A 24,767-nucleotide genomic window follows, 5' to 3' on the forward strand; every position below is an offset into this window, starting at 1 on the left:
CTTGGTTACGGGGCTGTGCGTACGGCGCTTCTACAACAGTGGGCGTTCGGGGCGACCTGGTCACCTCTACGCGAAGGCGACGTTGTAGAGACCGGCCGCGAGGGCGCCGCCGATCAGCGGACCGACCACCGGGATCCAGGCGTAGGACCAGTCGGAGCCGCCCTTGTTGGGCAGCGGCAGCAGCGCGTGCACGATGCGCGGACCGAGGTCACGGGCCGGGTTGATGGCGTAACCGGTCGGGCCGCCCAGCGACAGACCGATCGAGACGACCACGAGCGCCGTGATCAGACCGCCCAGCACGCCGAGGCCGTCGCCCGCGCCGTTCAGGCCCTGGGTGAGCACGGCGAGCAGCAGCACGAAGGTGCCGACGATCTCCGTGGCGAGGTTCTGCGCCGTGTTCCGGATCTCCGGGCCGGTGGAGAAGATGCCGAGCACCGGGCCCGCGCCCTTCTCCTGGGCCTCGACCGCCTTGGCGGCGGTGGTCTGCGCGCCCGGACCGCCGACGATCTCCTTGTCGGTGAGGTGGGCGTGGAACTGGCCGTAGTAGGCGACCCACACGAGCGCCGCACCGATCATCGCGCCGAGGAACTCTCCGGCGAAGTAGACCGGAACGTTGCTCCACTCGCCGTCCTTGATGGCGAGGGCCACGGTCACGGCCGGGTTGAGGTGGGCGCCCGAGAGCGGTCCCGCGATGTACACCGCCGTCATGACGGCGAAGCCCCACCCGAAGGCGATGGCGAGCCAGCCGGCGTTACGGGCCTTGGAGGCCTTCAGCGTCACGGCGGCACAGACGCCGCCGCCGAGCAGGATGAGTATGGCGGTACCGATGGTCTCGCCGATGAAGATGTCGGAGCTGGACACCCGCGACTCCTTTGTCCTTCGTCCAGGGAGCCGACCCCCGGGTCCCACCGGGGATTGGCGCCCTCAGGGGTGAGAGCGATGCCGGCCCTTGGCGTTGTCACACTCTAGCGCGTATTGCCGGTAAGTGTTCGACAATGCCGACCGATGGACGGGAGTCTTGCCCGGCGCCACGGATGCGTCAAGAGTTTGGTTATCGGAAGCGCGATCGTTATTGATCGCCACGATCTATCGGTCTCCGGGCGGTTCCGGTGCTCATGCCCGGTCCGTCCCTCCGGGACACGGCCGGGACGGCACGGCCGCGACCGGAACGCCGTACGGCGTCCCGGTCGTCGTCCGCTGTGCGCCCGCTGTCGCCGGCGCCCGATACCGCCCGGCGCTCAGAACCGCCCGGCGCCCAGGTCCCGCGACACCGCGCGGGCGCAGTCCCGTACCGCCGCGATCAGCTCGGGCCGCAGCTCGCCGTCCCGGCGCAGCCGCTCCACCGCGCCCGTGATGCCGACCGCGCCGACCGGCATCCGCCGCCGGTCGTGGATGGGGGCGGCCACGGAGGCCACGCCCTCCCAGGTCTCCTCCACGTCGGCCGCGTACCCGCGCGCGCGGGTCAGGTCGAGGATGTGCTCGAAGCCGTCCAGCTCGCACACGGTGTGGTCGGTGAACGCCTTGCGGTCCGCCTCCAGCGCCTCGCTGTGGGCCACCGGGTCGTACGCCGACAGCACCTTGCCCAGGGCCGTGGAGTGCAGCGGCTGCATGGCCCCTATCTCCAGGACCTGCCGGCTGTCGTCGGGGCGGAAGACGTGGTGCACGATCAGCACGCCCTGCTGGTGCAGGACGCCCAGGTAGACGCTCTCGCCGCTGGAGCGGGCCAGGTCGTCGGTCCACACGAGGGCGCGGGCCCGCAGCTCGTGGACGTCGAGGTAGGTCGTGCCCAGGCGCAGCAGCTCGGCGCCCAGCTGGTAGCGCCCGGAGGCGTCGTCCTGCTCCACGAACCCCTCCTGCTGGAGGGTGCGCAGGATGCCGTGGGCGGTGCCCTTGGCGAGGCCCAGCGACGAGGCGATGTCCGACAGGCCGAGCCGCCGCTCGCCGCCCGCGAGCAGCCGCAGCATCGCTGCCGCCCGTTCGAGCGACTGGATGTTCCGTGCCATCGCCGTACTGCCTCCGTCCCCTTCGGCCGTCGACCCGCGACTGCCGCTGCCACTGTTCGGCAATGTCGAACACTACCGGTCCATGTCGACCTCTCGCTAATGGTCGGACACGATCGGTTGCGCCGCTCCGGCCCGTGCCGTCGACTGTCGGCCATCCTCGTCCGTCCCGTGGACGCCCTGAACATCAGGTCGCGGTCCCCGATACCCTGACGGCGTGCGCCCCGCCGGGAAGGCTCGATCAGGAGCCTGCCGGGCAGCCGCAAAGCCGACAGCCGTCGCACCTGAGGGAGCCCCTTTCATGGCCTCGTTGCCGCTGACCCCTTCCGCCGACAGCCGGACCCGTGTGTCCGCGCTCCGTGAGGCGCTCGCCACCCGTGTGGTGGTCGCCGACGGAGCCATGGGCACCATGCTCCAGGCCCAGGACCCGACTCTCGAGGACTTCGAAAACCTCGAGGGCTGCAACGAGATCCTGAACCTGACCCGCCCGGACATCGTCCGTTCGGTTCACTCCGAGTACTTCGACGCCGGAGTCGACTGCGTCGAGACCAACACCTTCGGCGCCAACCACTCGGCCATGGCGGAGTACGACATCGCCGACCGGGTGTACGAGCTGTCCGAGGCGGGCGCCCGCATCGCCCGCGAGGCGGCGGACGAGTACGCCGCCCGGGACGGCCGCACCCGCTGGGTACTCGGCTCCGTCGGCCCCGGCACCAAGCTGCCCACCCTCGGACACATCGCCTACACCACGATCCGCGACGGCTACCAGGCGAACGCCGAGGGACTGCTGGCCGGCGGCGCCGACGCGCTGATCGTGGAGACCACCCAGGACCTGCTCCAGACCAAGGCGTCCGTCCTCGGGGCCCGCAAGGCCATGGAGGCGACCGGCGTCGAGGTGCCCCTGCTGGCCTCCATGGCCTTCGAGACCACCGGCACCATGCTGCTCGGCTCCGAGATCGGCGCCGCGCTCACCGCGCTGGAGCCGCTGGGCATCGACATGATCGGCCTGAACTGCTCCACCGGCCCGGCCGAGATGAGCGAGCACCTGCGCTACCTCACCCGGCACTCCCGCATCCCGCTGCTCTGCATGCCCAACGCCGGCCTGCCGATCCTCACCAAGGACGGGGCCCACTTCCCGCTCGGCCCCGAGGGGCTGGCGGACGCGCAGGAGAACTTCGTCCGGGACTACGGCCTGTCCCTGGTCGGCGGCTGCTGCGGCACCACCCCGGAGCACCTGCGGCAGCTCGTCAACCGCGTGCGCGGCGTGACGCCGCCCGAGCGCGCCCCCCGCCCCGAGCCCGGCGCCGCCTCCCTCTACCAGAGCGTCCCCTTCCGTCAGGACACCTCCTACCTGGCGATCGGCGAGCGCACCAACGCCAACGGTTCCAAGAAGTTCCGCGAGGCCATGCTCGAGGGCCGCTGGGACGACTGCGTGGAGATCGCCCGCGAGCAGATCCGCGAGGGCGCGCACATGCTCGACCTGTGCGTGGACTACGTGGGCCGCGACGGCGTCGCCGACATGGAGGAACTGGCCGGCCGCTTCGCCACCGCCTCCACCCTGCCGATCGTGCTGGACTCCACCGAGGTCGACGTGATCCGCGCGGGCCTGGAGAAGCTGGGCGGCCGCGCGGTCATCAACTCGGTGAACTACGAGGACGGCGACGGCCCCGAGTCGCGGTTCGCCAAGGTCACGCGGCTGGCGCAGGAGCACGGCGCCGCGCTGATCGCGCTGACCATCGACGAGGAGGGCCAGGCCCGCACCGCCGAGAAGAAGGTCGAGATCGCCGAGCGGCTCATCGACGACCTCACCGGCAACTGGGGCATCCACGAGGAGGACATCCTCGTCGACTGTCTGACCTTCACCATCTGCACCGGCCAGGAGGAGTCCCGCAAGGACGGCATCGCCACCATCGAGGGCATCCGCGAGCTGAAGCGGCGCCACCCGAACGTGCAGACCACGCTGGGCCTGTCCAACATCTCCTTCGGTCTCAACCCCGCCGCCCGCATCCTGCTGAACTCGGTCTTCCTGGACGAGTGCGTCAAGGCCGGCCTCGACTCGGCGATCGTGCACGCCTCCAAGATCCTGCCGATCGCCCGGTTCAGCGAGGAGGAGGTCACCACCGCCCTCGACCTGATCCACGACCGCCGCCGCGAGGGCTACGACCCGCTGCAGAAGCTGATGCAGCTCTTCGAGGGCGCCACCGCCAAGTCGCTCAAGGCCGGCAAGGCCGAGGAGCTGGCCGCCCTGCCGCTGGACGAGCGCCTCAAGCGCCGCATCATCGACGGCGAGCGCAACGGCCTGGAGGCGGACCTGGACGAAGCCCTCCGGGAGCGGCCCGCGCTCGACATCGTCAACGAGACCCTGCTGGACGGCATGAAGGTCGTCGGCGAGCTGTTCGGCTCCGGCCAGATGCAGCTGCCGTTCGTCCTGCAGTCCGCCGAGGTGATGAAGACGGCCGTCGCCCACCTCGAGCCGCACATGGAGAAGACCGACGAGGCGGGCAAGGGCACCATCGTGCTGGCCACCGTGCGCGGCGACGTGCACGACATCGGCAAGAACCTCGTCGACATCATCCTGTCGAACAACGGCTACAACGTGGTCAACCTGGGCATCAAGCAGCCGGTCTCGGCGATCCTGGACGCCGCGCACGAGCACAGGGCCGACGTGATCGGCATGTCCGGTCTGCTGGTCAAGTCCACGGTGATCATGAAGGAGAACCTGGAGGAGCTCAACAGCCGCGGGCTCGCCGCCGACTTCCCGGTCATCCTCGGCGGGGCGGCCCTCACCCGCGCCTACGTCGAGCAGGACCTGCACGAGATCTACCAGGGCGAGGTGCGCTACGCCCGCGACGCCTTCGAGGGCCTGCGCCTGATGGACGCCCTCATCGGCATCAAGCGCGGCGTGCCCGGCGCCCAGCTGCCCGAACTGCGGCAGCGCCGGGTCCGCGCGGCGACCGTGGAGGTCGAGGAGCGCCCCGAGGCCGGCCACGTCCGCTCCGACGTCGCCACCGACAACCCGGTCCCCGAGCCGCCCTTCTGGGACACCCGGGTGATCAAGGGCATCCAGCTCAAGGAGTACGCGAGCTGGCTCGACGAGGGCGCCCTGTTCAAGGGCCAGTGGGGTCTGAAGCAGGCCCGCACCGGGGACGGCCCGACCTACGAGGAGCTCGTCGAGACCGAGGGCCGGCCGCGGCTGCGCGGCCTGCTCGACCGGCTCCAGACGGAGAACCTGCTGGAGGCGGCCGTGGTCTACGGCTACTTCCCGTGCGTCTCCAAGGACGACGACCTGATCATCCTGGACGACCAGGGCAACGAGCGCACCCGCTTCACCTTCCCGCGCCAGCGCCGCGGCCGCCGCCTGTGCCTGGCCGACTTCTTCCGCCCGGAGGAGTCCGGCGAGAGGGACGTCGTCGGCCTCCAGGTCGTCACCGTCGGCTCCCGCATCGGCGAGGAGACCGCCCGGATGTTCGAGGCCAACGCCTACCGCGACTACCTGGAGCTGCACGGCCTGTCCGTGCAGCTGGCCGAGGCCCTCGCGGAGTACTGGCACGCGCGCGTGCGCTCGGAGCTCGGCTTCGCCGGGGAGGACCCGGCCGCGATGGAGGACATGTTCGCCCTGAAGTACCGGGGCGCCCGCTTCTCCCTCGGCTACGGGGCCTGCCCCGACCTGGAGGACCGCGCCAAGATCGCCGACCTGCTCCGGCCGGAGCGCATCGGCGTGCACCTCTCCGAGGAGTTCCAGCTGCACCCGGAGCAGTCCACGGACGCCATCGTGATCCACCACCCGGAGGCCAAGTACTTCAACGCCCGCTGAGGCCCGGAGCGCCGCTCCACGGGCCACACCAGGCGATCGCCTCCCGCACGACGTACACTGGTCGGTCCACTGCAGGCCGGTTCCCCTCGTGGGAACCGGCCTGGTCGTCCCCCAAGGAGGTACGTGGATGACCAGTACGGTCCCCGCGCTCGGAACCCTTACGGAGGAAGGCTCGGCGCTCCAGGCCGTGCTCCTCGACATGGACGGAACCCTGGTGGACACCGAGGGCTTCTGGTGGGACGTCGAGGTCGAGGTCTTCGCCTCCCTCGGCCACACCCTCGACGACTCCTGGCGCCATGTCGTGGTCGGCGGCCCGATGACCCGCAGCGCGGGCTTCCTCATCGAGGCGACGGGGGCCGACATCGGCCTCGCCGAGCTGACGGTGCTGCTCAACGACGGCTTCGAGGACCGCATCGACCACGCCCTGCCGCTGATGCCGGGCGCCGCGCGGCTGCTCGCCGAGCTGTCCGAGTACGAGATCCCCACCGCGCTCGTCTCCGCCTCCCACCGGCGCATCATCGACCGGGTGCTCACCACGCTGGGCCCGCAGCACTTCGCGCTGTCGGTCGCCGGTGACGAGGTGCCGCGCACCAAGCCGCACCCCGACCCGTATCTCGCGGCCGCCGCCGGACTCGGGGTGGACCCCGTGCGGTGCGCCGTCGTCGAGGACACCGTGACCGGCGTCGCCGCCGCCGAGGCCGCGGGCTGCCAGGTCGTCGCGGTGCCGTCGGTGGGGCCGATCACACCGGCCGCCCGGCGGACGGTCGTACCCTCGCTGGAAGTCGTGGACCTGACATTCCTGCGCGGTCTGATGACGGAAATGCGCTAGGCGTTCACCCAGCGTGCGGCGGTGTTACCGCCGGAATTCCGGCCTGTCGGGCCAGGGTGGCGGGCTCATGGGATCGAAAGAATTCGATCCGGTTCCGGTCGGCTGAATTCCGGCCCTCCGAGCCCGTTTTCACATGTGATGTTCACCACATGACAGGGGGTCGACAACGATGTCCACCTGTGCCGTCCGCCCCATTTCGGAGGTGATCGGTGCGCCCTTGTGTCCCGATTGGTGGGAAGCTGCACTAATCCTTCCCCGGTCACCCTCGTCGATCCGTTCACACCCGGTTTCACTGCGTGATGACGCCTCAACTCCGGCGGCCGCGAACCCTCCTGCGGGCGCGGACTAATGTCGTCGCGAGAACCTCGCCCCCATCCCCGTGACCCGCTGCAACAACCCCCGCATGCGGGATACACGGAGTCGACAGTCCTGGAGAAACTCGAGCATGAACCGCAAGACTTTGGTGCTGGCGGCCGCGATGGGCCTGCTCGCCCCGGTGCTCGCCGCCTGCGGCGACAGTGAGGGCGGGAGCGGCGACGGCGACGCGATCGTCGTGGGCACCACGGACCGGTTCACCGCCTCGAAAGAGGAAGGCCCGGCGCCCGTCGACCCGGCCTACGCCTACGACGTCGGCACCTGGAACATCCTGCGGCAGACCGTGCAGACCCTGATGGTCCAGCCCCGCGGCGACGGCGAGCCGGTGCCCGACGCCGCCGAGAGCTGCGGCTTCACCGACGCCGGCAACGAGCGTTACAGCTGCAGGCTGCGCGACGGCCTGAAGTTCCCGGGCGGCGACGCGATCACCGCGGCCGATGTGAAGTACTCCATCGACCGCGCCCGCGCCATCAAGGCCGACAGCGGTGTCTCCGGCCTGCTGTCCACCATCGACACGGTCGAGACGCAGGGCGACCGCGAGGTGATCTTCCACCTCACGTCCGCCGACGCCACCTTCCCGTACAAGCTGTCCACCCCGGTCGCCGGCATCGTCAACCCGGACAAGTACGCCAAGGACAAGCTGCGCGAGGGCTTCGAGGTGGACGGCTCCGGCCCGTACACGCTGGAGACCGAGGTCGAGAACAACGAGCTCGTCCGGGCCACCTACGTCAAGAACCCCGACTACAAGGGCGCCTTGGAGGTGAACAACAGCAAGGTGGAGATGGTCTCCTTCGAGGACGCCGAGGCCATGGGCGAGGCCCTGGAGAAGGCCGAGATCGACGTCATGACCCGCAGCATGTCGCCGGAGCAGATCCGCGAGCTCGGCAACGGCACCGACGGTGAGATCGAACTGGTCGAGTCGCCCGGTCTGGAGATCCGCTACCTGGCCTTCAACACCGAGGCCGAGAGCGTGAAGGACAAGGCCGTCCGCCAGGCGATGGCCCAGCTCGTCAACCGCAGCGAGCTGATCGGCAAGGTCTACGGCTCCCAGGCCGAGCCGCTGTACTCGCTGGTCCCCGCCGGCATCACCGGCCACTCCAACGCGTTCTTCAACAAGTACGGCGACCCGAACGCCTCGAAGGCCCGCGACCTGCTCGAGAAGGCCGGCGTCAGCACCCCGGTGAAGCTGACCCTGCACTACACGACCGACCACTACGGCCCCGCCACCAAGGCCGAGTTCGAGCAGCTCAGCAAGCAGCTCAACGACAGCGGTCTGTTCGAGACGGACATCGAGGGCGCCCCCTGGTCCACGTACCGCCCGGCCGGCCAGAAGGGCAAGTACGACGTCTACGGCATGGGCTGGTTCCCCGACTTCCCCGACGCCGACGGCTTCATCGCGCCCTTCCTCGCCGAGGACAACTTCCTCAACACGCCCTACGCGAACGCCGAGATCCGCAACGACCTGATCCCCGAGTCGCGCCGCCAGGCCGACCGGCTCTCCGCCTCGGACAGCCTGACGGAGATTCAGGACATCGTCGCGGCCGACGTCCCGCTGCTGCCGCTGTGGCAGGGCAAGCAGTACATCGCCGCGCGCGACGACATCACCGGCACCGCCTACATGCTCAACTCCTCCTCCACCCTCCAGCTCTGGGAGCTCGGCCGGGGCGTCAGCGGCTGACGCACGGAGCACGGCGGACCCGCCAATGGACCGACCGAGGGCGCCCTCCCCAGCGGAGAGGGCGCCCTCGGCGTACGTACCGGCACCGGCGGCCGCGTCACTGCGCGCCGGGGCGCACCAGTCCGCTCTCGTAGGCGTACACCGCCGCCTGCACCCGGTCGCGCAGCCCCAGCTTGGTCAGCACATGGCCGACGTGCGTCTTCACGGTGGTCTCGCTGACGAACAGGTCGGCGGCGATCTCCGCGTTGGACAGCCCGCGCGCCACCAGCTTCAGCACCTCGACCTCACGCTCGGTCAGCGTGTGCAGCGTGTCCGGCACCGGCTCGTCGCCGGACGGCAGGTGCGTGGCGTACTTGTCCAGCAGCCGGCGCGTGATGCTCGGCGCGAGCATCGCCTCACCGGCCGCCACCACGCGGATCGCCTGCACCAGCTCGTTGGCGGGGGCGTCCTTCAGCAGGAAGCCGCTGGCCCCCGCCCGCAGCGCCTCCACCACGTACTCGTCGAGATCGAAGGTCGTCAGCACCAGCACCTTCGCCGGGCCGTCCCGCTCGGGGCCGGTGATCTGACGGGTCGCCTCCACCCCGTCCATCCGCGGCATGCGGATGTCCATCAGCACCACGTCGGGCTGGAGCGCCCGCACCTGGTCCAGGGCCTGGAGGCCGTCACCGGCCTCGCCGACGACCGCGAGGTCCTGCTCGGCCTCCAGGATCATCCGGAAGCCGGTACGCAGCAGCGGCTGGTCGTCGACCAGTAGGACGCGGATGGCCACGTAAGTCTCCTTCGCTAGTCCGGCCCCATTCTGCCCTGTTGGACCCCGCCGGACTCGGGCGCCCTCACCGGGAGGGGGTACGGCGGGGGAGTGCCGCCGAACTCCGGACAGTGCGCCTGGTGGTCGCACCAGCCGCACAGCTTCGTCGGCCGCGGCCGCCAGTCACCCGTCTCCGTCGCCAGCCGGATCGCCTCCCACAGTGCGAGCAGCTTGCGCTCCACCCGCTCCAGATCGGCGAGGACGGGGTCGTAGGTCAGCACGTCACCGCTGCCGAGGTACACCAGCTGGAGCCGGCGCGGGACCACCCCCTTCAGTCGCCACACCACCAGGGCGTAGAACTTCATCTGGAACAGCGCGCCCTCGGCGTACTCCGGACGGGGGGCCTTGCCCGTCTTGTAGTCGACGATCCGCACCTCGCCGGTGGGCGCCACGTCCACCCGGTCGATGATGCCGCGCAGCCGCAGCCCGGAGTCCAGCTCCGCCTCCACGAACAGCTCCCGCTCGGCGGGCTCCAGACGGCTCGGGTCCTCCAGCGTGAACCACCGCTCGACCAGGGACTCGGCCTGCGCCAGCCAGCGCGCGAGCCGCTCGCCCTCCGGGTCGTCGGCGAACAGCTCCCCGACCTCCGGACGGGACTCGCGCAGCCGGTCCCACTGACCCGGGATCAGCGCCTTCGCCCGCGGCGCGGTCCGCTCGGCCGCCGGGGCGTCGAACAGGCGCTCCAGCACCGCGTGCACCAGGGTGCCCCGGGTGGCCGCCTCGCTCGGCTTCTCCGGCAGCCGGTCGATGACCCGGAAGCGGTAGAGCAGCGGGCACTGCATGAAGTCACCGGCGCGCGAGGGGGACAGCGAGGCGGGCGGTACGGCGGTGGCCCCGGTCACCACGACCGCGTCCCCCGCCACCCCTTCCGCCGTGACCACGCTGCTGTCGGGCGGTGCCGCGCCCCCGGTGCTCGTCTCCATGCCCACAGACCTTACGGCCCCGCACCGACAGCGCGGGGTGATCGAGGGGGAAGCGGGGGAAGGAGGGGAGGAGACAGGGGTGCCGGGGCGGAAGGGGCGGCGAGCGCCGCATACCATCGACTCGAGACCCTCCCGCCCGGCAGGCGCGGGAGACGCAGCGAACGAGGGGACACCGGTGGACGTAAGCGGCGGGCGCGGGCAGCCGCGGTCCGGCAACGACGAGTCGGCCGAACACCCGGGGCCCCGCGCCCCGGCCACCGACGACGCCGGCGGACACCCCACGGCCGCGTCCGGCGCCCCCGAGCCCGGGGACCGGCACCCCGCCCCCGACGCCCCACCGGCCACAGGAGCCACGACGCCCCCCGACGAGGGCCCCCGCACCCCCTCCGGCGACGAGCGGGGCCGGCCGGCCGCGGACCGCGCCCCCGCCGACAACGCCACGGCTCCCGGCACCGCGGACGGCGCCCCCGCCGACGGGGCGGCCCCCGCCGCCGAGGACACCCCGGCCGACGCGCGCCGTACGGCGGGAACCGGCCACCGCGTCACCGAGTGGGGCCGCGCCGACGACGGGCACCCGGGCGGCGCCCCCGCGGGCCACCGCGGCGGCGGGCGCCCGCCCGCCCGCTCCGGCAGCGGCCGGGGCGACGGGCCGCACAAGCCGCAGGAGCAGCAGCGGGGCGGACTGCTGATGGGCCGCCCGTTCGGGGTGCCGGTGTACGTGGCGCCCAGCTGGTTCCTCGTCGCCATCCTCATCACCTGGGTGTTCGGCGGCCAGATCGACCGGGTCCTGCCCGAGCTCGGCGCCGCCAGCTACCTGGTCTCCCTGTTCTTCGCGGTGGCCTTCTACGCCTCCGTGCTGGTCCACGAGCTGGCCCACACGCTCGCCGCCCTCCGCTTCAAGCTCCCCGTGCGCCGCATCCAGCTCCAGTTCTTCGGCGGCGTCTCCGAGATCGAGAAGGAGGCCGAGACACCCGGACGCGAGTTCGTGCTGGCCTTCGTCGGCCCGCTACTCTCCCTGGTACTGTCCGGCCTGTTCTACCTCGCGCTGCTGGCCGTCGACCCCAGCAGCGTCCCCGGCGTCCTGCTGGCCGGCCTGATGATCTCCAACCTCATCGTGGCCGTCTTCAACCTGCTGCCCGGCCTGCCCCTCGACGGCGGCCGGATGCTCCGCGCCGTCGTCTGGAAGATCAGCGGCAAGCCGATGACCGGCACCATCGCCGCCGCCTGGGTCGGCCGCGCCCTCGCCGTCTGCGTCCTGATCGGCCTGCCGCTCCTCACCCAGTCCGGCGCGCTCGGCTCCGACGCCGTCGACAACGTCGGCATGGACACCGTGCTGGACGCCCTGCTCGCCGCCATCCTGGCCGCGATCATCTGGACCGGCGCCGGCAACAGCCTGCGCATGGCCCGCCTGCGCGAACACCTGCCCGAGCTGCGCGCCCGCACCCTCACCCGCCGCGCGGTGCCCGTCGAGAACGACACCCCGCTCTCCGAGGCCCTGCGCCGGGCCAACGCCGCCGGCGCCCGCGCCCTGGTCGTCGTCGACCCCGACGGCGTCCCCCTCTCCCTGGTCCGCGAGGCCGCCATCGTCGGCGTCCCCGAGCACCGGCGCCCCTGGGTCCCGGTCAGCGGACTCGCCCAGGACCTCACCGACGGCATGCGGGTCTCCGCCGAACTCGCCGGGGAGGACCTCCTGGACGCCCTGCGCGCGACCCCCGCCACCGAGTACCTGGTGGTCGAGGAGACCGGCGAGATCTACGGCGTCCTGTCGGCGGCCGACGTGGAGCGGGCCTTCGTGAAGGCGATGGCACGGCCCTCCTGAGCCGCACGTGGTCGGCGGCCCCCGCCGGGACCGGTAGGCTGGTCACATGTCCGAACCGACCGGTGCCGCCCGCAGGCGCGGGCCCTTCAAGGTCGGGGACCAGGTTCAGCTGACCGACCCCAAGGGCCGCCACTACACGTTCACGCTCGAGGCCGGGAAGAACTTCCACACCCACAAGGGTTCCTTCCCCCACGACGAACTGATCGGTGCTCCCGAGGGCAGCGTTGTCCGCACCACCGGGAACGTCGCCTACCTCGCGCTGCGCCCCCTGCTCCCCGACTACGTCCTGTCCATGCCCCGCGGGGCAGCCGTCGTCTACCCCAAGGACGCGGGGCAGATCCTCGCCTTCGCCGACATCTTCCCCGGCGCGCGCGTCGTGGAGGCGGGCGTCGGCTCCGGCTCGCTCAGCAGCTTCCTGCTGCGCGCCATCGGCGACCAGGGCATGCTGCACAGCTACGAGCGCCGCGAGGACTTCGCCGACATCGCCCGGCAGAACGTGGAGCGCTACTTCGGCGGCCCGCACCCCGCCTGGCAGCTCACCGTCGGTGACCTCCAGGACAACCTGTCCGACACCGACGTCGACCGCGTCATCCTCGACATGCTCGCCCCCTGGGAGTGCCTGGAGGCCGTCTCCAAGGCACTCGTGCCCGGCGGCATCCTGTGCTGCTACGTGGCGACCACCACCCAGCTCGCCCGGACCGTCGAGTCCATCCGCGAGATCGGCTGCTTCAACGAGCCGACCTCCTGGGAGACGATGATCCGCAACTGGCACATCGAGGGCCTGGCCGTCCGCCCGGACCACCGGATGATCGGCCACACCGGCTTCCTCCTCACCGCGCGCCGCCTCGCCGACGGCGTCGAGCCGCCCATGCGCCGCCGCCGCCCCGCCAAGGGCGCCTACGGCGAGGACTACGCCGGCCCCAACGCCGACGGAGGCGCCGCCCGCTGACGCGGCCCGTCATCAGCACAACGCACAGGCGCCGTGGCGCAGTTCCCCGCGACCGCGGGAAACTGCGCCACGGCGCTTCGGCCTTGACGCGACGGCAGCACCACAACCCCTCCCGGTTCCCCCGCACCGGACCTGCACACCCCCGCCGTTCCCTCCGTACTGTGACGTGTGGCACGATGCTGGCCACCCCCACCGGCACAGCCCTCACAGGAGACACTCCTCGTGCAGCCTTCCGCCGTCCCGGAGCTCGCCCACACGCACACCCGCCCCATCCACTGGGTCGCCACCGCCACCGCGGTCGCCGGTGTCGTCGCCCTGTCCTCGGTCCTGCAGCCCGGCGCCGCCACCGCCGCGCCGCCCGGACCGCACACGAAGAGCGCGCCGGCGCACGCCGCCCCGCCCGACCCGGCGGCCGTCGAGTTCCCCCTCGAGTGCGGTCCGGTGAAGGCCGTGGTGAAGAAGAAGGTTTCCGGCGACCTCGACGGGGACGGGCGCCCCGAGACGGTGGCGGTGGTCCACTGCGACGCCCCGATGGGCACCCCGCCCGACGGCGTGTACGTCCTCACCCGGGCCGCGGGCAGCACGGAACCGCGCCTGGTCGCCACCCTCGTGGACCCCCGGGACCGCACCAACGTCGACGACTTCGCCCTGCGTGACGGCGAGGTCACCGCCGCGCTCCTCGGCTACTCGTCCGCCGACGTGCCCAGTTGCTGCCCCGACGTGCGGGAGAGCGTGAAGTGGCGGTGGGAGAACGGCGCGTTCGTCCGGTCCACGCCGTCCGGGGCGAAGAGCGTGTGACCCGCGCGCGGGCGCACGGAGGCGCGTGCGCCGAAGTGTGAGAAATCAGACAGTCGTGACGCGTCGTGTCATCTCGGTCACCCGGCGTCCGGCCCGTACACCTCGACGCTGTCCGAAACCCGACGGACGTGGATGCACTCGCCCGGGCACTCCTTCGCGGAGTCGATCACGTCCGTGAGGAGCGGCAGCGGTACGGGCGTTGTCGCGCCCTTGTCCTGCAGCAGCTCGTCCCGCGGGCTCTTCACGTAGGCCAGACCGTCGATGTCCAGCTCGAAGACCTCGGGCGCGTACTGGGCGCAGATGCCGTCTCCGGTACACAGGTCCTGGTCGATCCAGACCTCCAGGTCCTCTCCGCCGACTCCGGCCTCCTGCTGCACGCTCATCTCTCCTGCCGTCTGCTGCGTCGAGCCGGGCGGGAATCCGGCCAGCTCTGACGGGTGTTGAACACTTCGACCCTACCTTCGCCTGGGTTCCAATCATCATCGGTGGGTATTCCCCTGGCGTGAGGGAGAGCGCAAGGGTGAAGATCGGACACACCCCGACCGTCTTTGTGATCTAGGGGTTTCAATCGACACCCGCCCAGGTAGGGTCTGGAAGCGTCCAGCTCCCCTTGGAGGAGGTGAGGACCGTGGCAGCCCACGACGACGACATGAACCGCGGCATCCGCCCGGGACGCGGGTCCGACGACCCGGCCGGGCAGATCGCCTACCTTGAGCAGGAGATCGCCGTCCTGCGACGCAAGCTCGCCGACTCTCCGCGACACACGAGGATTCTCGAAGAGCGGATCGTCGAGCTGCAGACAAACCTGGCCGGCGTGTCCGCCCAGAACGAACGACTCGCGGGCACGCTCCGTGAGGCCCGTGACCAGATCGTGGCCCTCAAGGAGGAGGTCGACCGGCTCGCACAGCCCCCGGCCGGCTTCGGTGTCTTCCTCACGGCGAACGAGGACGGCACGGCCGACATCTTCACCGGCGGCCGCAAGCTCCGGGTGAACGTCAGCCCCAGCGTCGAGCTGGAGGAGCTCCGGCGCGGCCAGGAAGTGATGCTCAACGAAGCGCTCAACGTGGTCGAGGCCATGGAGTTCGAGCGCGTCGGCGACATCGTCACCCTCAAGGAGATCCTCGAGGACGGCGAGCGGGCCCTGGTGCTCGGGCACACCGACGAGGAGCGGGTGGTGCGGCTCGCCGAGCCGCTGCTGGACGTCACCATCCGCCCCGGCGACGCCCTGCTCATGGAGCCCCGCTCCGGGTACGTCTACGAGGTCGTCCCCAAGAGCGAGGTCGAGGAGCTCGTCCTCGAGGAAGTCCCCGACATCGGCTACGAGCAGATCGGCGGCCTCGGCAACCAGATCGAGGCCATCCGCGACGCGGTCGAGCTGCCGTACCTCTACCCGGACCTGTTCAAGGAGCACGAACTGCGCCCGCCCAAGGGCGTGCTGCTGTACGGGCCCCCCGGATGCGGCAAGACGCTCATCGCCAAGGCCGTCGCCAACTCGCTGGCCAAGAAGGTCGCCGAGGTCACCGGCCAGGCCGCCGGCAAGAGCTTTTTCCTCAACATCAAGGGTCCCGAGCTGCTGAACAAGTACGTCGGCGAGACCGAGCGGCAGATCCGCCTGGTCTTCCAGCGTGCCCGGGAGAAGGCCAGCGAGGGCACGCCCGTCATCGTCTTCTTCGACGAGATGGAGTCCCTCTTCCGCACCCGTGGCTCCGGTGTCAGCTCGGACGTGGAGAACACCATCGTCCCGCAGCTGCTCGCCGAGATCGACGGCGTGGAGGGCCTGCAGAACGTGGTCGTGATCGGCGCCTCCAACCGTGAGGACATGATCGACCCCGCCATCCTGCGGCCCGGTCGGCTGGACGTGAAGATCAAGATCGAGCGTCCGGACGCCGAGGCGGCCAAGGACATCTTCGGCAAGTACCTCACCGAACGCCTCCCGCTGCACGGTGACGACCTCACCGAGCACGGCGGCGACAAGTCCATGACGGTCCAGAGCATGATCCAGACCGCCGTGGAACAGATGTACGCCGAATCCGAGGAGAACCGCTTCCTGGAAGTCACCTACGCCAATGGCGACAAGGAAGTCCTGTACTTCAAGGACTTCAATTCCGGTGCCATGATCGAGAACATCGTGGGCCGCGCCAAGAAGATGGCGATCAAGGACTTCCTGGAGAAGAGCCAGAAGGGCCTCCGCGTCTCCCACCTGCTCCAGGCCTGCGTGGACGAGTTCAAGGAGAACGAGGACCTGCCCAACACCACCAACCCGGACGACTGGGCCCGGATCTCCGGAAAGAAGGGCGAGCGGATCGTGTACATCCGTACGCTCATCACCGGAAAGCAGGGCGCCGACACCGGACGCTCCATCGACACGGTGGCGAATACCGGTCAGTACCTGTAAAAGCCAGGGCGGCTGCGGGTGCCCTCAGCGGGGTACCCGCAGCCGACTGTTTTTCGGTGCCACGGCTGGAGCACAGCAATGACGCAAATGATCTCCCCACCAGCGCAAAGGCGTTCTAGGCTCTTCGGTACCGCCGAGTCGCGCAGTGCGGGGACGGGCACCGCACACGCACCGGAGCGCCAGCGGTACAGCAGCGCCCCCGACCGGGGACGCCGCCGGGCAAGGAGGGCCGCATGACCGTACGGCGAGTAATGGGCATCGAGACGGAGTACGGAATCTCCGTCCCCGGCCACCCCAACGCCAATGCCATGCTCACCTCGTCCCAGATCGTGAACGCCTACGCGGCGGCGATGCACCGGGCCCGCCGGGCCCGCTGGGACTTCGAGGAGGAGAATCCGCTGCGGGACGCGCGAGGCTTCGACCTCGCCCGCGAGGCCGCCGACGCCAGCCAGCTCACCGACGAGGACATCGGCCTGGCCAACGTCATCCTCACCAACGGCGCGCGGCTCTACGTGGACCACGCACACCCCGAGTACAGCGCCCCGGAGGTCACCAACCCTCGCGACGCCGTCCTGTGGGACAAGGCCGGCGAGCGGATCATGGCCGAGGCGGCGGAGCGGGCCGCCCAGCTACCCGGCGCCCAGCCGATCCACCTGTACAAGAACAACACCGACAACAAGGGCGCGTCCTACGGAACGCACGAGAACTACCTGATGAAGCGGGAGACCCCCTTCTCGGACATCGTGCGCCACCTGACGCCCTTCTTCGTCTCCCGCCAGGTCTTCACCGGCGCCGGCCGCGTCGGCATCGGCCAGGACGGCCACGAGCACGGCTTCCAGCTCAGTCAGCGGGCGGACTACTTCGAGGTCGAGGTGGGCCTGGAGACGACGCTGAAGCGCCCGATCATCAACACCCGGGACGAGCCGCACGCCGACGCCGAGAAGTACCGGCGGCTGCACGTGATCATCGGCGACGCGAACCTGTCCGAGATCTCGACGTATCTGAAGCTGGGTACGACGGCGCTGGTCCTGTCGATGATCGAGGACGGGTTCATCGCCGTGGACCTGGCCGTCGACCAGCCGGTGCGGACGCTGCACCAGGTCTCGCACGACCCGTCCCTGAAGCGGCTCGTCACGCTGCGCAGCGGTCGCACGCTGACCGCGGTCCAGCTCCAGATGGAGTACTACGAGCTGTCCCGCAAGTACGTGGAGGAACGGTTCGGGGCGGACGCCGACGAGCAGACCAAGGACGTGCTGGCCCGCTGGGAGGACACGCTCACACGGCTGGAGAACGACCCGATGAGCCTGGCCGGCGAGCTGGACTGGGTCGCCAAGCGGGAGCTCATGGAGGGCTACCGGCGCCGGGACGGCCTGGACTGGGACGCCGCCCGGCTCCACCTGGTGGACCTGCAGTACGCCGACGTGCGCCCCGAGAAGGGCCTCTACAACCGTCTGGTGGCCCGCGGCCGGATGAAGCGGCTGCTGGACGAGGGCGAGGTCGAGCGGGCCCGTACGAGCCCGCCGGAGGACACCCGGGCCTACTTCCGCGGGCGGTGCCTGGAGCAGTACGCGGACGACGTGGCGGCGGCCTCCTGGGACTCGGTGATCTTCGATCTGCCGGGCCGGGACTCGCTCCAGCGGGTCCCAACCCTGGAACCGCTTCGCGGAACGCGTAATCACGTCAAGGAACTCCTGGACCGCTGCCGGACGGCGGAAGACCTGGTCAGGGTGTTGTCCGGAGGGTGAGCCGGGGCCGAGCGGGTACCTGCGGATACCCGGGAAGGACCGGCCGGACAGGGTGGAACATCCCGGGTCCGGGAATCATCGGAGTGGTCCCCGTACGTTGGAGCAACTGCGGGGGCATTGTCGGACCCGGCTTGTAGGGTCTGATCTTGACCGAGCAAGTGTGTCGGGCGAACCGAGCGGGGTGAGGGTGATGGCGACCAAGGACACCGGCGGCGGACAGCAGAAGGCCACCCGGTCCACCGAGGAGGTCGAGGAGCAGGCGCAGGACGCGCAGGCCTCCGAGGACCTCAAGGAGCGTCACGAGAAGCTGAACGACGACGTGGAGGACGTCCTCGACGAGATCGACGACGTCCTCGAGGCCAACGCCGAGGACTTCGTGCGGTCGTTCGTGCAGAAGGGCGGCCAGTAACCTTCGGATCGAAGGTTGCGGGGGCGTCCGACGTGAGAGTCGTTGGCGGTGTGGAGCGCTGTTCGTGGTGCGGGCCGGGGGTGCCGTTTCGGATCAGGCCGCGATCCCGGCAGATCCGAACGGCGCTCCCGCGCCGGCCGCGGGCAGCGTTCGCGCTTCGGGGGACGCCTCCCGAAAGCCTCTTCCCCATATGTGGATCATTGCCGTGAGACGGGTAGGGTCCGTGGCGTACTGTGCTTCAACTGCAATTCGGCCATCGGCAAGTTGGGAGATGATCCCGACGCTGTTCGTCGGGCAGCTGCCTACCTGGAAGGAACTTCGTGGAAGCCAATACTCGTAGCACCGGGCGTCTGCCGTCTGCCTTCCTGACGCCGGGGTCTTCCTCCTTCATGGACTTCCTCTCCGAGCACCAGCCGGAACTGCTGCCGGGCAAGAGGACGTTGCCGCCCGTGCAGGGCGCGATCGAGGCGCCGCACGGCACGACGATCGTCGCCGTGACGTTCCCCGGCGGCGTCGTGCTCGCCGGTGACCGGCGCGCCACCATGGGCAACGTGATCGCGCAGCGGGACATCGAGAAGGTGTTCCCCGCCGACGAGTACTCGGCGGTGGGCATCGCCGGTACGGCGGGCCTGGCCGTGGAGATGGTGAAGCTGTTCCAGCTGGAGCTGGAGCACTTCGAGAAGGTCGAGGGCGCGCAGCTGTCGCTGGAGGGCAAGGCGAACCGGCTCTCGACGATGATCCGGTCGAACCTGGGCATGGCCATGCAAGGTCTGGCCGTGGTCCCGCTGTTCGCCGGGTACGACGTGGACCGCGAGAAGGGGCGGATCTTCTCCTACGACGTCACGGGCGGGCGGTCGGAGGAGCAGGGGTACGCCGCCACCGGTTCCGGGTCGATCTTCGCGCGCGGAGCGATGAAGAAACTGTTCCGGAGCGACCTGAGTGAGGCCGAGGCCACCACACTGGTGGTGCAGGCGCTGTACGACGCGGCAGACGACGACTCGGCGACCGGTGGTCCCGATGTCGCCCGCCGGATCTACCCGATCGTCACCGTGATCACCGAGGACGGCTTCCGCCGGCTCACCGAGGACGAGGCGTCCGACATCGCCCGGTCCGTGCTGGAGCGGAGGCTGGAGCAGCCGGACGGTCCGCGGGCCTCGCTGCTGTAGCCGCGAGGGCGGGTTGTTCGGTTGTTTCAGGTGGTCCAGTGACTTCGACAGAAAGGGACGGATAACCGGTGTCGACGCCGTTCTATGTCTCACCCCAGCAGGCGATGGCCGACCGGGCGGAGTACGCCCGCAAAGGCATCGCCCGTGGCCGCAGCCTGGTTGTGCTGCAGTACGCCGATGGCATCGTGTTCGTCGGCGAGAACCCGTCCCGGGCGCTGCACAAGTTCAGCGAGATCTACGACCGGATCGGGTTCGCCGCGGCCGGTAAGTACAACGAGTACGAGAACCTGCGGATCGGGGGCGTGCGCTACGCCGACCTGCGGGGTTACACCTACGACCGGGACGACGTGACCGCCCGGGGCCTGGCGAACGTGTACGCGCAGACGCTGGGCACGATCTTCTCCAGCGTGGGGGAGAAGCCGTACGAGGTGGAGCTGGTGGTGGCCGAGGTCGGGGAGACCCCGGAGCAGGACCAGATCTACCGGCTGCCGCACGACGGCTCCATCGTCGACGAGCACGGGTCGGTGGCGGTGGGGGGCAACGCGGAGCAGATCAGCGGGTACCTCGACCAGCGGCACCGGGACGGGATGACGCTGGCGGAGGCGCTGAAGCTGGCGGTGCAGGCGTTGTCGCGGGACACCAATGGCAGTGAGCGGGAGATTCCCGCGGAGCGGCTTGAGGTGGCGGTGCTGGACCGTACGCGGCCGCAGAAGCGGAAGTTCCGGCGGATCGGGGGGCGGCAGCTGGCGCGGCTGCTGGGGGCCGGGGGTGCGGAGACGGCGTCGGAGGCGGATGTGGACGCGGATGCGGATGCGGATGCCGGGACGGAGTCCGGCGGGGACGTCGAGTAGTCCTCGGGCGGGGTGGGGGATGCCTGCGGCGCAGCGTTCGGTCCGGTGGGGGCTGGGGTAGCGCCTACGGTCCGGTGGGTGGGTCGGGGCCGGGGCGGGGGTGTCCGTCCTCGGACTGGCGCGGAATCGGTCGCCTGAGAAGCGGGGGCGCGGACGCGCCAGCCGCTGCGGGCGGACACCCCCGCCCCGTCCCCTTTCCGCCGTAGGCGGCACATTGGCGCTGCCGCGGTGTTGCCCATCGTGGTCACACGTCGGCTGCGGTCACCCGCTTGCCGCCTACCGCGGGCGGCCACGGTCGTCCACCGCGGACATGGTGGGCGCGGTGGCACGCCGGCGGGGACGGGCTGCGCGGACACCCCCGGTCCCAACGCGACGCCGGACACCCCTCAGCGCGGGGCGTGGGCCGTGGAGCCTCTTACCGCCAGGTGGACCGGGATGTCGCCCGCCTCGGGGGTGCGGCCGTCCAGGACCGCCAGGAGCGCCTCCATGCCCCGTTCACCGAACAGCTCCGCGTCCAGCCGGACCGTCGTCAGCTCGGGGTCGATCGCCGTCGCCAGGGCCAGGTCGTCCAGCCCGGTGACGGACAGGTCCTCCGGGATCCGCAGCCCCAGGCGCCGCGCCGCCTTGTATGTGCCGGCCGCCAGCTGGTCGTCGTCGCAGACGACCGCCGTGGGACGGCCGCCGGGCGGTGCCAGCGCGGCCTGCGCCGCGGCCTCCGCGCCCCGGATGGAAATGGGCGAGCGCGCCGTACGGAGTGAGGTGCCGGCGACCGCCGCCAGCCGGGAGGCCAGCTCCCGGGCCCGTACCTCGAAGGTCCACGACGCCACGTCCGCCGCCAGGTGGAGGACGTCGCGGTGGCCCAGGCCGAGGAGGTGGTCCGTGACCTGGCGGACGCCGTCGGCGATGTCGAGGTTGACCGTGGCCGCGCCCGTCGTACCCTCCGGGTCGCTGTCCAGCATCACCAGGGGAAGCTGGTCGCCGCGGATCGCGGAGAGGGCGTCCGCCGCCATGGAGGACGCGATGACGCCGTCCAGGGCGGCCTGGGCGGAGGCGAACGGGTCGCGGGCGGGGCCGATGCCCTCGGGGGAGGGGTAGAGGACCACGCCGAAGCCGTGCCGGGAGGCGACGCGGGCCGCTCCCGTGTAGACGCCCGCGAAGAACTCCGTCGTGAGCGCCGGGACGACCAGGAGGACCGTACGGGTGCGGCCCAGGCGCAGATTGCGCGCGGCGAGGTTGGGGCGGTAGCCCAGGGTGCGCGCGGCCTCGCGGACGCGCTGTGCCGTGGCCTCGGAGACCCGGCCGCGCCACTTGTCGCCGAGGACCAGGGAGACCGCGGCCTGGGAGACGCCGGCGGCCTGGGCGACGTCCCGGCTGGTGGGGCGGGTGCTGGCTCGTGGCACCGTCGGCCGCTCCTTCGTCTGGACTGGTGAACAGCGCACATGGTACGTATGGAGTCGTTCGTTATACGTAACACTTCGAGGGTCCCGGCGAAGACCGGGCGATGAGTGGAGGGGCCGGGATGGCCACGGGATACCTGGAACTCCTCCGGGCGCGGCACGCCACCCGGCTGCTCGTCGGCACGCTCGTGGGACGGCTGCCCAACGCGACCGCCCCCATCGCGATCGTGCTGTTCGTGCGCGCGGAGGGCGGCGGCTACAGCCTGGCGGGCGCGCTGGCGGCGGTGTACGGCGTGGCCAACGCCGTCGGTCAGCCGGTGCTGGGACGGCTGGTGGACCTGCGCGGGCAGCCGCGGGTGCAGCTGCCCGCCGCGGTGCTGTCGGCGCTGGCGATGGCGCTCTTCGCCTTCGTCGGGACCGAGCCGGCGGCGGTGTCCTGGGCGGCCGTGGCCGCGGCCGGGCTCTTCACCCCGCCGCTGGAGGGCGGGCTGCGGGCGCTGTGGTCCTCCGTGCTGCCCAAGGAGGACCAGGTGCACCGGGCGTACGCCATGGACGCCGTGGCCCAGGAGGTGATGTTCACCGTCGGACCGCTGCTGGTGACGGTGTGCGTCTCGCTGTGGTCGGCCCAGGGCGCTCTGCTGGTCGTGAACGCCCTGGGGGTGCTGGGCGCCCTGTCCGTGGTCGTCTCGCCGCCCTCGCGCGCCTGGCGGTCCTCACCGCGCGAGGCGCACTGGCTGGGCGCCCTGCGCTCCCCGGGGCTGCTCGCCCTGCTGGGCGCCTTCCTGTCCGTCGGCATCGCGATGGGGTCGATCACCGTGGTGGCCGTGTCGTACGCGGACGAGCACGGCGGCGACCACGTGTACGGCTGGATGATGGCCGGCATCGGTCTCGGCGCGCTCATCGGCGGTGCGGCGTACGGGGCGCGGCAGTGGACCGGTGAGCCCGCGCGGCGACTCCAGGTGCTGGTGGCCCTTCTGGCGGTGTGTTACCTGCCGCTGATGCTGATGCCGGGCCCGGTGGTCATGACGTTGCTCACGGTGATCGCCGGTCTGTTCCTCGCGCCCGCCATCGCCTGCGCCTTCGTCCTGGTCGACCGGCACGCGCCGCGCGGGACGGTCACGGAGGCGTTCTCCTGGCTGGTGACGACCTTCACGGTGGGCGGGTCGCTCGGAACCGGCCTCACCGGCCCGGTGGTCGAGGCGGGCGGCACCCTGTGGGGATTCGCCGTGCCCGGTCTCGCGGGCGGCGTGTCGCTGGTGGTTTTGATCGCCACCGGACGGGTAATGGCAGTTCCGGCCGGGAGAGCGGTGGTCGCGGCTCGTTCGGAAAATGATCCGAACCGTGCCCTCGAACCCCGTTTCAGGTCGGGGGATCGGGCGTAATGTTCCCTCATGGACCGCCGCATTTTCGGGCTGGAGAACGAGTACGGCGTCACGTGCACGTTCAGGGGACAGCGCCGCCTGTCGCCTGACGAGGTGGCGCGGTACCTCTTCCGCCGTGTCGTGTCATGGGGCCGAAGCAGCAATGTCTTTCTGCGGAACGGCGCCCGCCTCTATCTCGACGTCGGGTCACATCCCGAATACGCAACGCCGGAATGTGACAACGTGACCGAGCTGGTCACGCACGACAAGGCCGGCGAGCGCATTCTCGAGGGACTCCTGGTGGACGCGGAACGACGCCTGCACGAGGAGGGAATCGCGGGCGACGTCTACCTCTTCAAGAACAACACCGACTCCGCCGGCAACTCCTACGGCTGCCACGAGAATTACCTCGTGGCCCGGCACGGGGAGTTCTCGCGGCTCGCGGACATCCTCATCCCGTTCCTGGTGACGAGGCAGTTGCTGTGCGGCGCCGGCAAGGTGCTGCAGACGCCGCGCGGCGCCGTGTACTGCGTCAGCCAGCGGGCCGAGCACATCTGGGAGGGCGTCTCCTCGGCGACGACCCGCTCCCGGCCCATCATCAACACCCGCGACGAGCCGCACGCGGACGCCGAGCGCTACCGCCGCCTGCACGTGATCGTGGGCGACTCGAACATGTCCGAGACGACCATGCTGCTCAAGGTCGGCGCCACCGACCTGGTGCTGCGCATGATCGAGGCGGGCACCGTGATGCGCGACCTCACCCTGGAGAACCCGATCCGGGCGATCCGCGAGGTCAGCCACGACATCACCGGACGCAGGAAGGTACGCCTGGCCAGCGGCCGGGAGGCGTCGGCGCTGGAGGTGCAGCGCGAGTACTACGAGAAGGCCGTGGACTTCTGCGAGCGCCGCGGCATCCGCACCGGCACCGTGGAGCAGGTGCTGGAGCTGTGGGGCCGCACCCTGGACTCGATCGAGTCCGAGGACCTCGACCGCATCGGCACCGAGATCGACTGGGTCATGAAGTACAAGCTCCTCGAGCGGTACCGGGCCAAGCACAACATGACCATGTCGCACCCCCGGGTCGCCCAGATAGACCTCGCCTACCACGACATCCACCGTCGGCGGGGTCTGTACTACCTGCTGGAGAAGAAGGGACAAGCCGCCCGGATCTGCAATGATTTGAAGATCTTCGAGGGCAAGTCCGTTCCGCCCCAGACCACTCGGGCCCGGCTGCGCGGCGACTTCATCCGCCGCGCCCAGGAGCAGCGCCGCGACTTCACGGTCGACTGGGTGCACCTCAAGCTCAACGACCAGGCTCAGCGCACCGTGTTGTGCAAGGACCCGTTCCGTTCGGTGGACGAACGGGTGGAGAAGCTGATCGCCGGAATGTGAGGGACGCGTTCCGCCAGGGGATCCCAAAATTCCCGGAACGTCACACGGGCGCCGTACG

The 24,767-nt window shown here is 70.6% G+C and carries 19 protein-coding genes and 1 pseudogene; 14 read left to right on the forward strand and 6 right to left on the reverse strand.

Going from position 1 to position 24,767, the window contains the following annotated elements; genetic code table 11:
* Positions 1–66 precede the first annotated feature (66 nt).
* Positions 67–861, reverse strand: coding sequence for an MIP/aquaporin family protein (locus tag FHX78_RS28290; RefSeq protein WP_145870230.1), 795 nt, complete (start codon positions 859–861; stop codon positions 67–69).
* A 377-nt stretch (positions 862–1,238) separates the two neighbouring features.
* A complete protein-coding gene (locus FHX78_RS28295) occupies positions 1,239–2,003 on the reverse strand; it encodes an IclR family transcriptional regulator (RefSeq protein ID WP_145870231.1) in 765 nt (254 codons plus the stop codon).
* Positions 2,004–2,301: 298 nt separating this feature from the next.
* Here FHX78_RS28295 and metH point away from each other — a divergent pair, with 298 nt between their 5' ends.
* From metH to FHX78_RS28315, 3 genes are all read left to right on the forward strand, one after another.
* Complete coding sequence (metH, locus tag FHX78_RS28300; RefSeq protein ID WP_145870232.1) at positions 2,302–5,814, forward strand: methionine synthase; 3,513 nt, start codon at positions 2,302–2,304, stop codon at positions 5,812–5,814.
* A 127-nt stretch (positions 5,815–5,941) separates the two neighbouring features.
* The gene (locus tag FHX78_RS28305) at positions 5,942–6,643 is read left to right on the forward strand and encodes an HAD family hydrolase (RefSeq protein ID WP_145870233.1); all 702 of its coding nucleotides are present in this window, start codon (positions 5,942–5,944) and stop codon (positions 6,641–6,643) included.
* Positions 6,644–7,088: 445 nt separating this feature from the next.
* Positions 7,089–8,696: an ABC transporter substrate-binding protein gene (locus FHX78_RS28315; RefSeq protein ID WP_145870235.1), complete on the forward strand. Its 1,608-nt coding sequence runs from the start codon at positions 7,089–7,091 to the stop codon at positions 8,694–8,696.
* Positions 8,697–8,793: 97 nt separating this feature from the next.
* Here the strand turns inward: FHX78_RS28315 and FHX78_RS28320 are convergent, their stop codons facing one another.
* Positions 8,794–9,465 carry a response regulator gene (locus tag FHX78_RS28320; protein WP_121545344.1) on the reverse strand — a complete coding sequence of 224 codons (672 nt, stop codon included), beginning with the start codon at positions 9,463–9,465 and terminating at the stop codon, positions 8,794–8,796.
* Between the two features lie 14 nt (positions 9,466–9,479).
* Positions 9,480–10,427 (reverse strand): RecB family exonuclease, encoded by a 948-nt coding sequence (locus FHX78_RS28325; RefSeq protein WP_145870236.1) that lies wholly within the window; start codon positions 10,425–10,427, stop codon positions 9,480–9,482.
* Positions 10,428–10,602: 175 nt separating this feature from the next.
* Here FHX78_RS28325 and FHX78_RS28330 point away from each other — a divergent pair, with 175 nt between their 5' ends.
* The 3 genes from FHX78_RS28330 (at position 10,603) to FHX78_RS28340 (ending at position 13,993) form a co-directional block, all read left to right on the forward strand.
* Positions 10,603–12,246, forward strand: coding sequence for a site-2 protease family protein (locus FHX78_RS28330; RefSeq protein WP_145870237.1), 1,644 nt, complete (start codon positions 10,603–10,605; stop codon positions 12,244–12,246).
* Between the two features lie 46 nt (positions 12,247–12,292).
* Entirely contained in the window at positions 12,293–13,195 is a 903-nt protein-coding gene (locus tag FHX78_RS28335) for a tRNA (adenine-N1)-methyltransferase (RefSeq protein ID WP_073933638.1), read from the forward strand.
* Positions 13,196–13,417: 222 nt separating this feature from the next.
* A complete protein-coding gene (locus FHX78_RS28340) occupies positions 13,418–13,993 on the forward strand; it encodes a hypothetical protein (protein ID WP_145870238.1) in 576 nt (191 codons plus the stop codon).
* Positions 13,994–14,070: 77 nt separating this feature from the next.
* On the opposite strand, the gene FHX78_RS28345 is transcribed toward FHX78_RS28340, so the two are convergent.
* A complete protein-coding gene (locus FHX78_RS28345) occupies positions 14,071–14,376 on the reverse strand; it encodes a ferredoxin (RefSeq protein ID WP_145870239.1) in 306 nt (101 codons plus the stop codon).
* Positions 14,377–14,621: 245 nt separating this feature from the next.
* Here FHX78_RS28345 and arc point away from each other — a divergent pair, with 245 nt between their 5' ends.
* The 6 genes and pseudogenes from arc (at position 14,622) to prcA (ending at position 20,559) form a co-directional block, all read left to right on the forward strand.
* On the forward strand, positions 14,622–16,388 hold the full coding sequence (gene arc, locus FHX78_RS28355) for a proteasome ATPase (protein WP_145870241.1): 1,767 nt from the start codon (positions 14,622–14,624) through the stop codon (positions 16,386–16,388).
* A gap of 233 nt (positions 16,389–16,621) precedes the next feature.
* Positions 16,622–18,133 carry a depupylase/deamidase Dop gene (gene dop / locus FHX78_RS28360; RefSeq protein WP_341874756.1) on the forward strand — a complete coding sequence of 504 codons (1,512 nt, stop codon included), beginning with the start codon at positions 16,622–16,624 and terminating at the stop codon, positions 18,131–18,133.
* A gap of 190 nt (positions 18,134–18,323) precedes the next feature.
* Positions 18,324–18,542 carry a ubiquitin-like protein Pup gene (locus FHX78_RS28365; protein ID WP_145870242.1) on the forward strand — a complete coding sequence of 73 codons (219 nt, stop codon included), beginning with the start codon at positions 18,324–18,326 and terminating at the stop codon, positions 18,540–18,542.
* 174 nt (positions 18,543–18,716) lie between these two features.
* Positions 18,717–18,911, forward strand: a pseudogene (locus FHX78_RS28370) (endonuclease domain-containing protein); the annotation flags it as partial.
* Positions 18,863–19,708: a proteasome subunit beta gene (prcB, locus tag FHX78_RS28375; protein WP_145870243.1), complete on the forward strand. Its 846-nt coding sequence runs from the start codon at positions 18,863–18,865 to the stop codon at positions 19,706–19,708. The pseudogene FHX78_RS28370 and the gene prcB, both read left to right, overlap by 49 nt.
* 68 nt (positions 19,709–19,776) lie before the next feature.
* A complete protein-coding gene (gene prcA / locus FHX78_RS28380) occupies positions 19,777–20,559 on the forward strand; it encodes a proteasome subunit alpha (protein WP_145870244.1) in 783 nt (260 codons plus the stop codon).
* A 386-nt stretch (positions 20,560–20,945) separates the two neighbouring features.
* On the opposite strand, the gene FHX78_RS28385 is transcribed toward prcA, so the two are convergent.
* Positions 20,946–21,959, reverse strand: coding sequence for a LacI family DNA-binding transcriptional regulator (locus FHX78_RS28385; RefSeq protein ID WP_145870245.1), 1,014 nt, complete (start codon positions 21,957–21,959; stop codon positions 20,946–20,948).
* 119 nt (positions 21,960–22,078) lie between these two features.
* On the opposite strand from FHX78_RS28385, the gene FHX78_RS28390 reads away from it, so the two are divergent.
* Positions 22,079–23,338 (forward strand): MFS transporter, encoded by a 1,260-nt coding sequence (locus tag FHX78_RS28390; protein ID WP_145870246.1) that lies wholly within the window; start codon positions 22,079–22,081, stop codon positions 23,336–23,338.
* Between the two features lie 9 nt (positions 23,339–23,347).
* Positions 23,348–24,709 (forward strand): Pup--protein ligase, encoded by a 1,362-nt coding sequence (pafA, locus tag FHX78_RS28395; RefSeq protein WP_145870247.1) that lies wholly within the window; start codon positions 23,348–23,350, stop codon positions 24,707–24,709.
* Positions 24,710–24,767: the final 58 nt, after the last annotated feature.

Source organism: Streptomyces capillispiralis (assembly GCF_007829875.1).
Lineage (GTDB): Bacteria > Actinomycetota > Actinomycetes > Streptomycetales > Streptomycetaceae > Streptomyces > Streptomyces capillispiralis.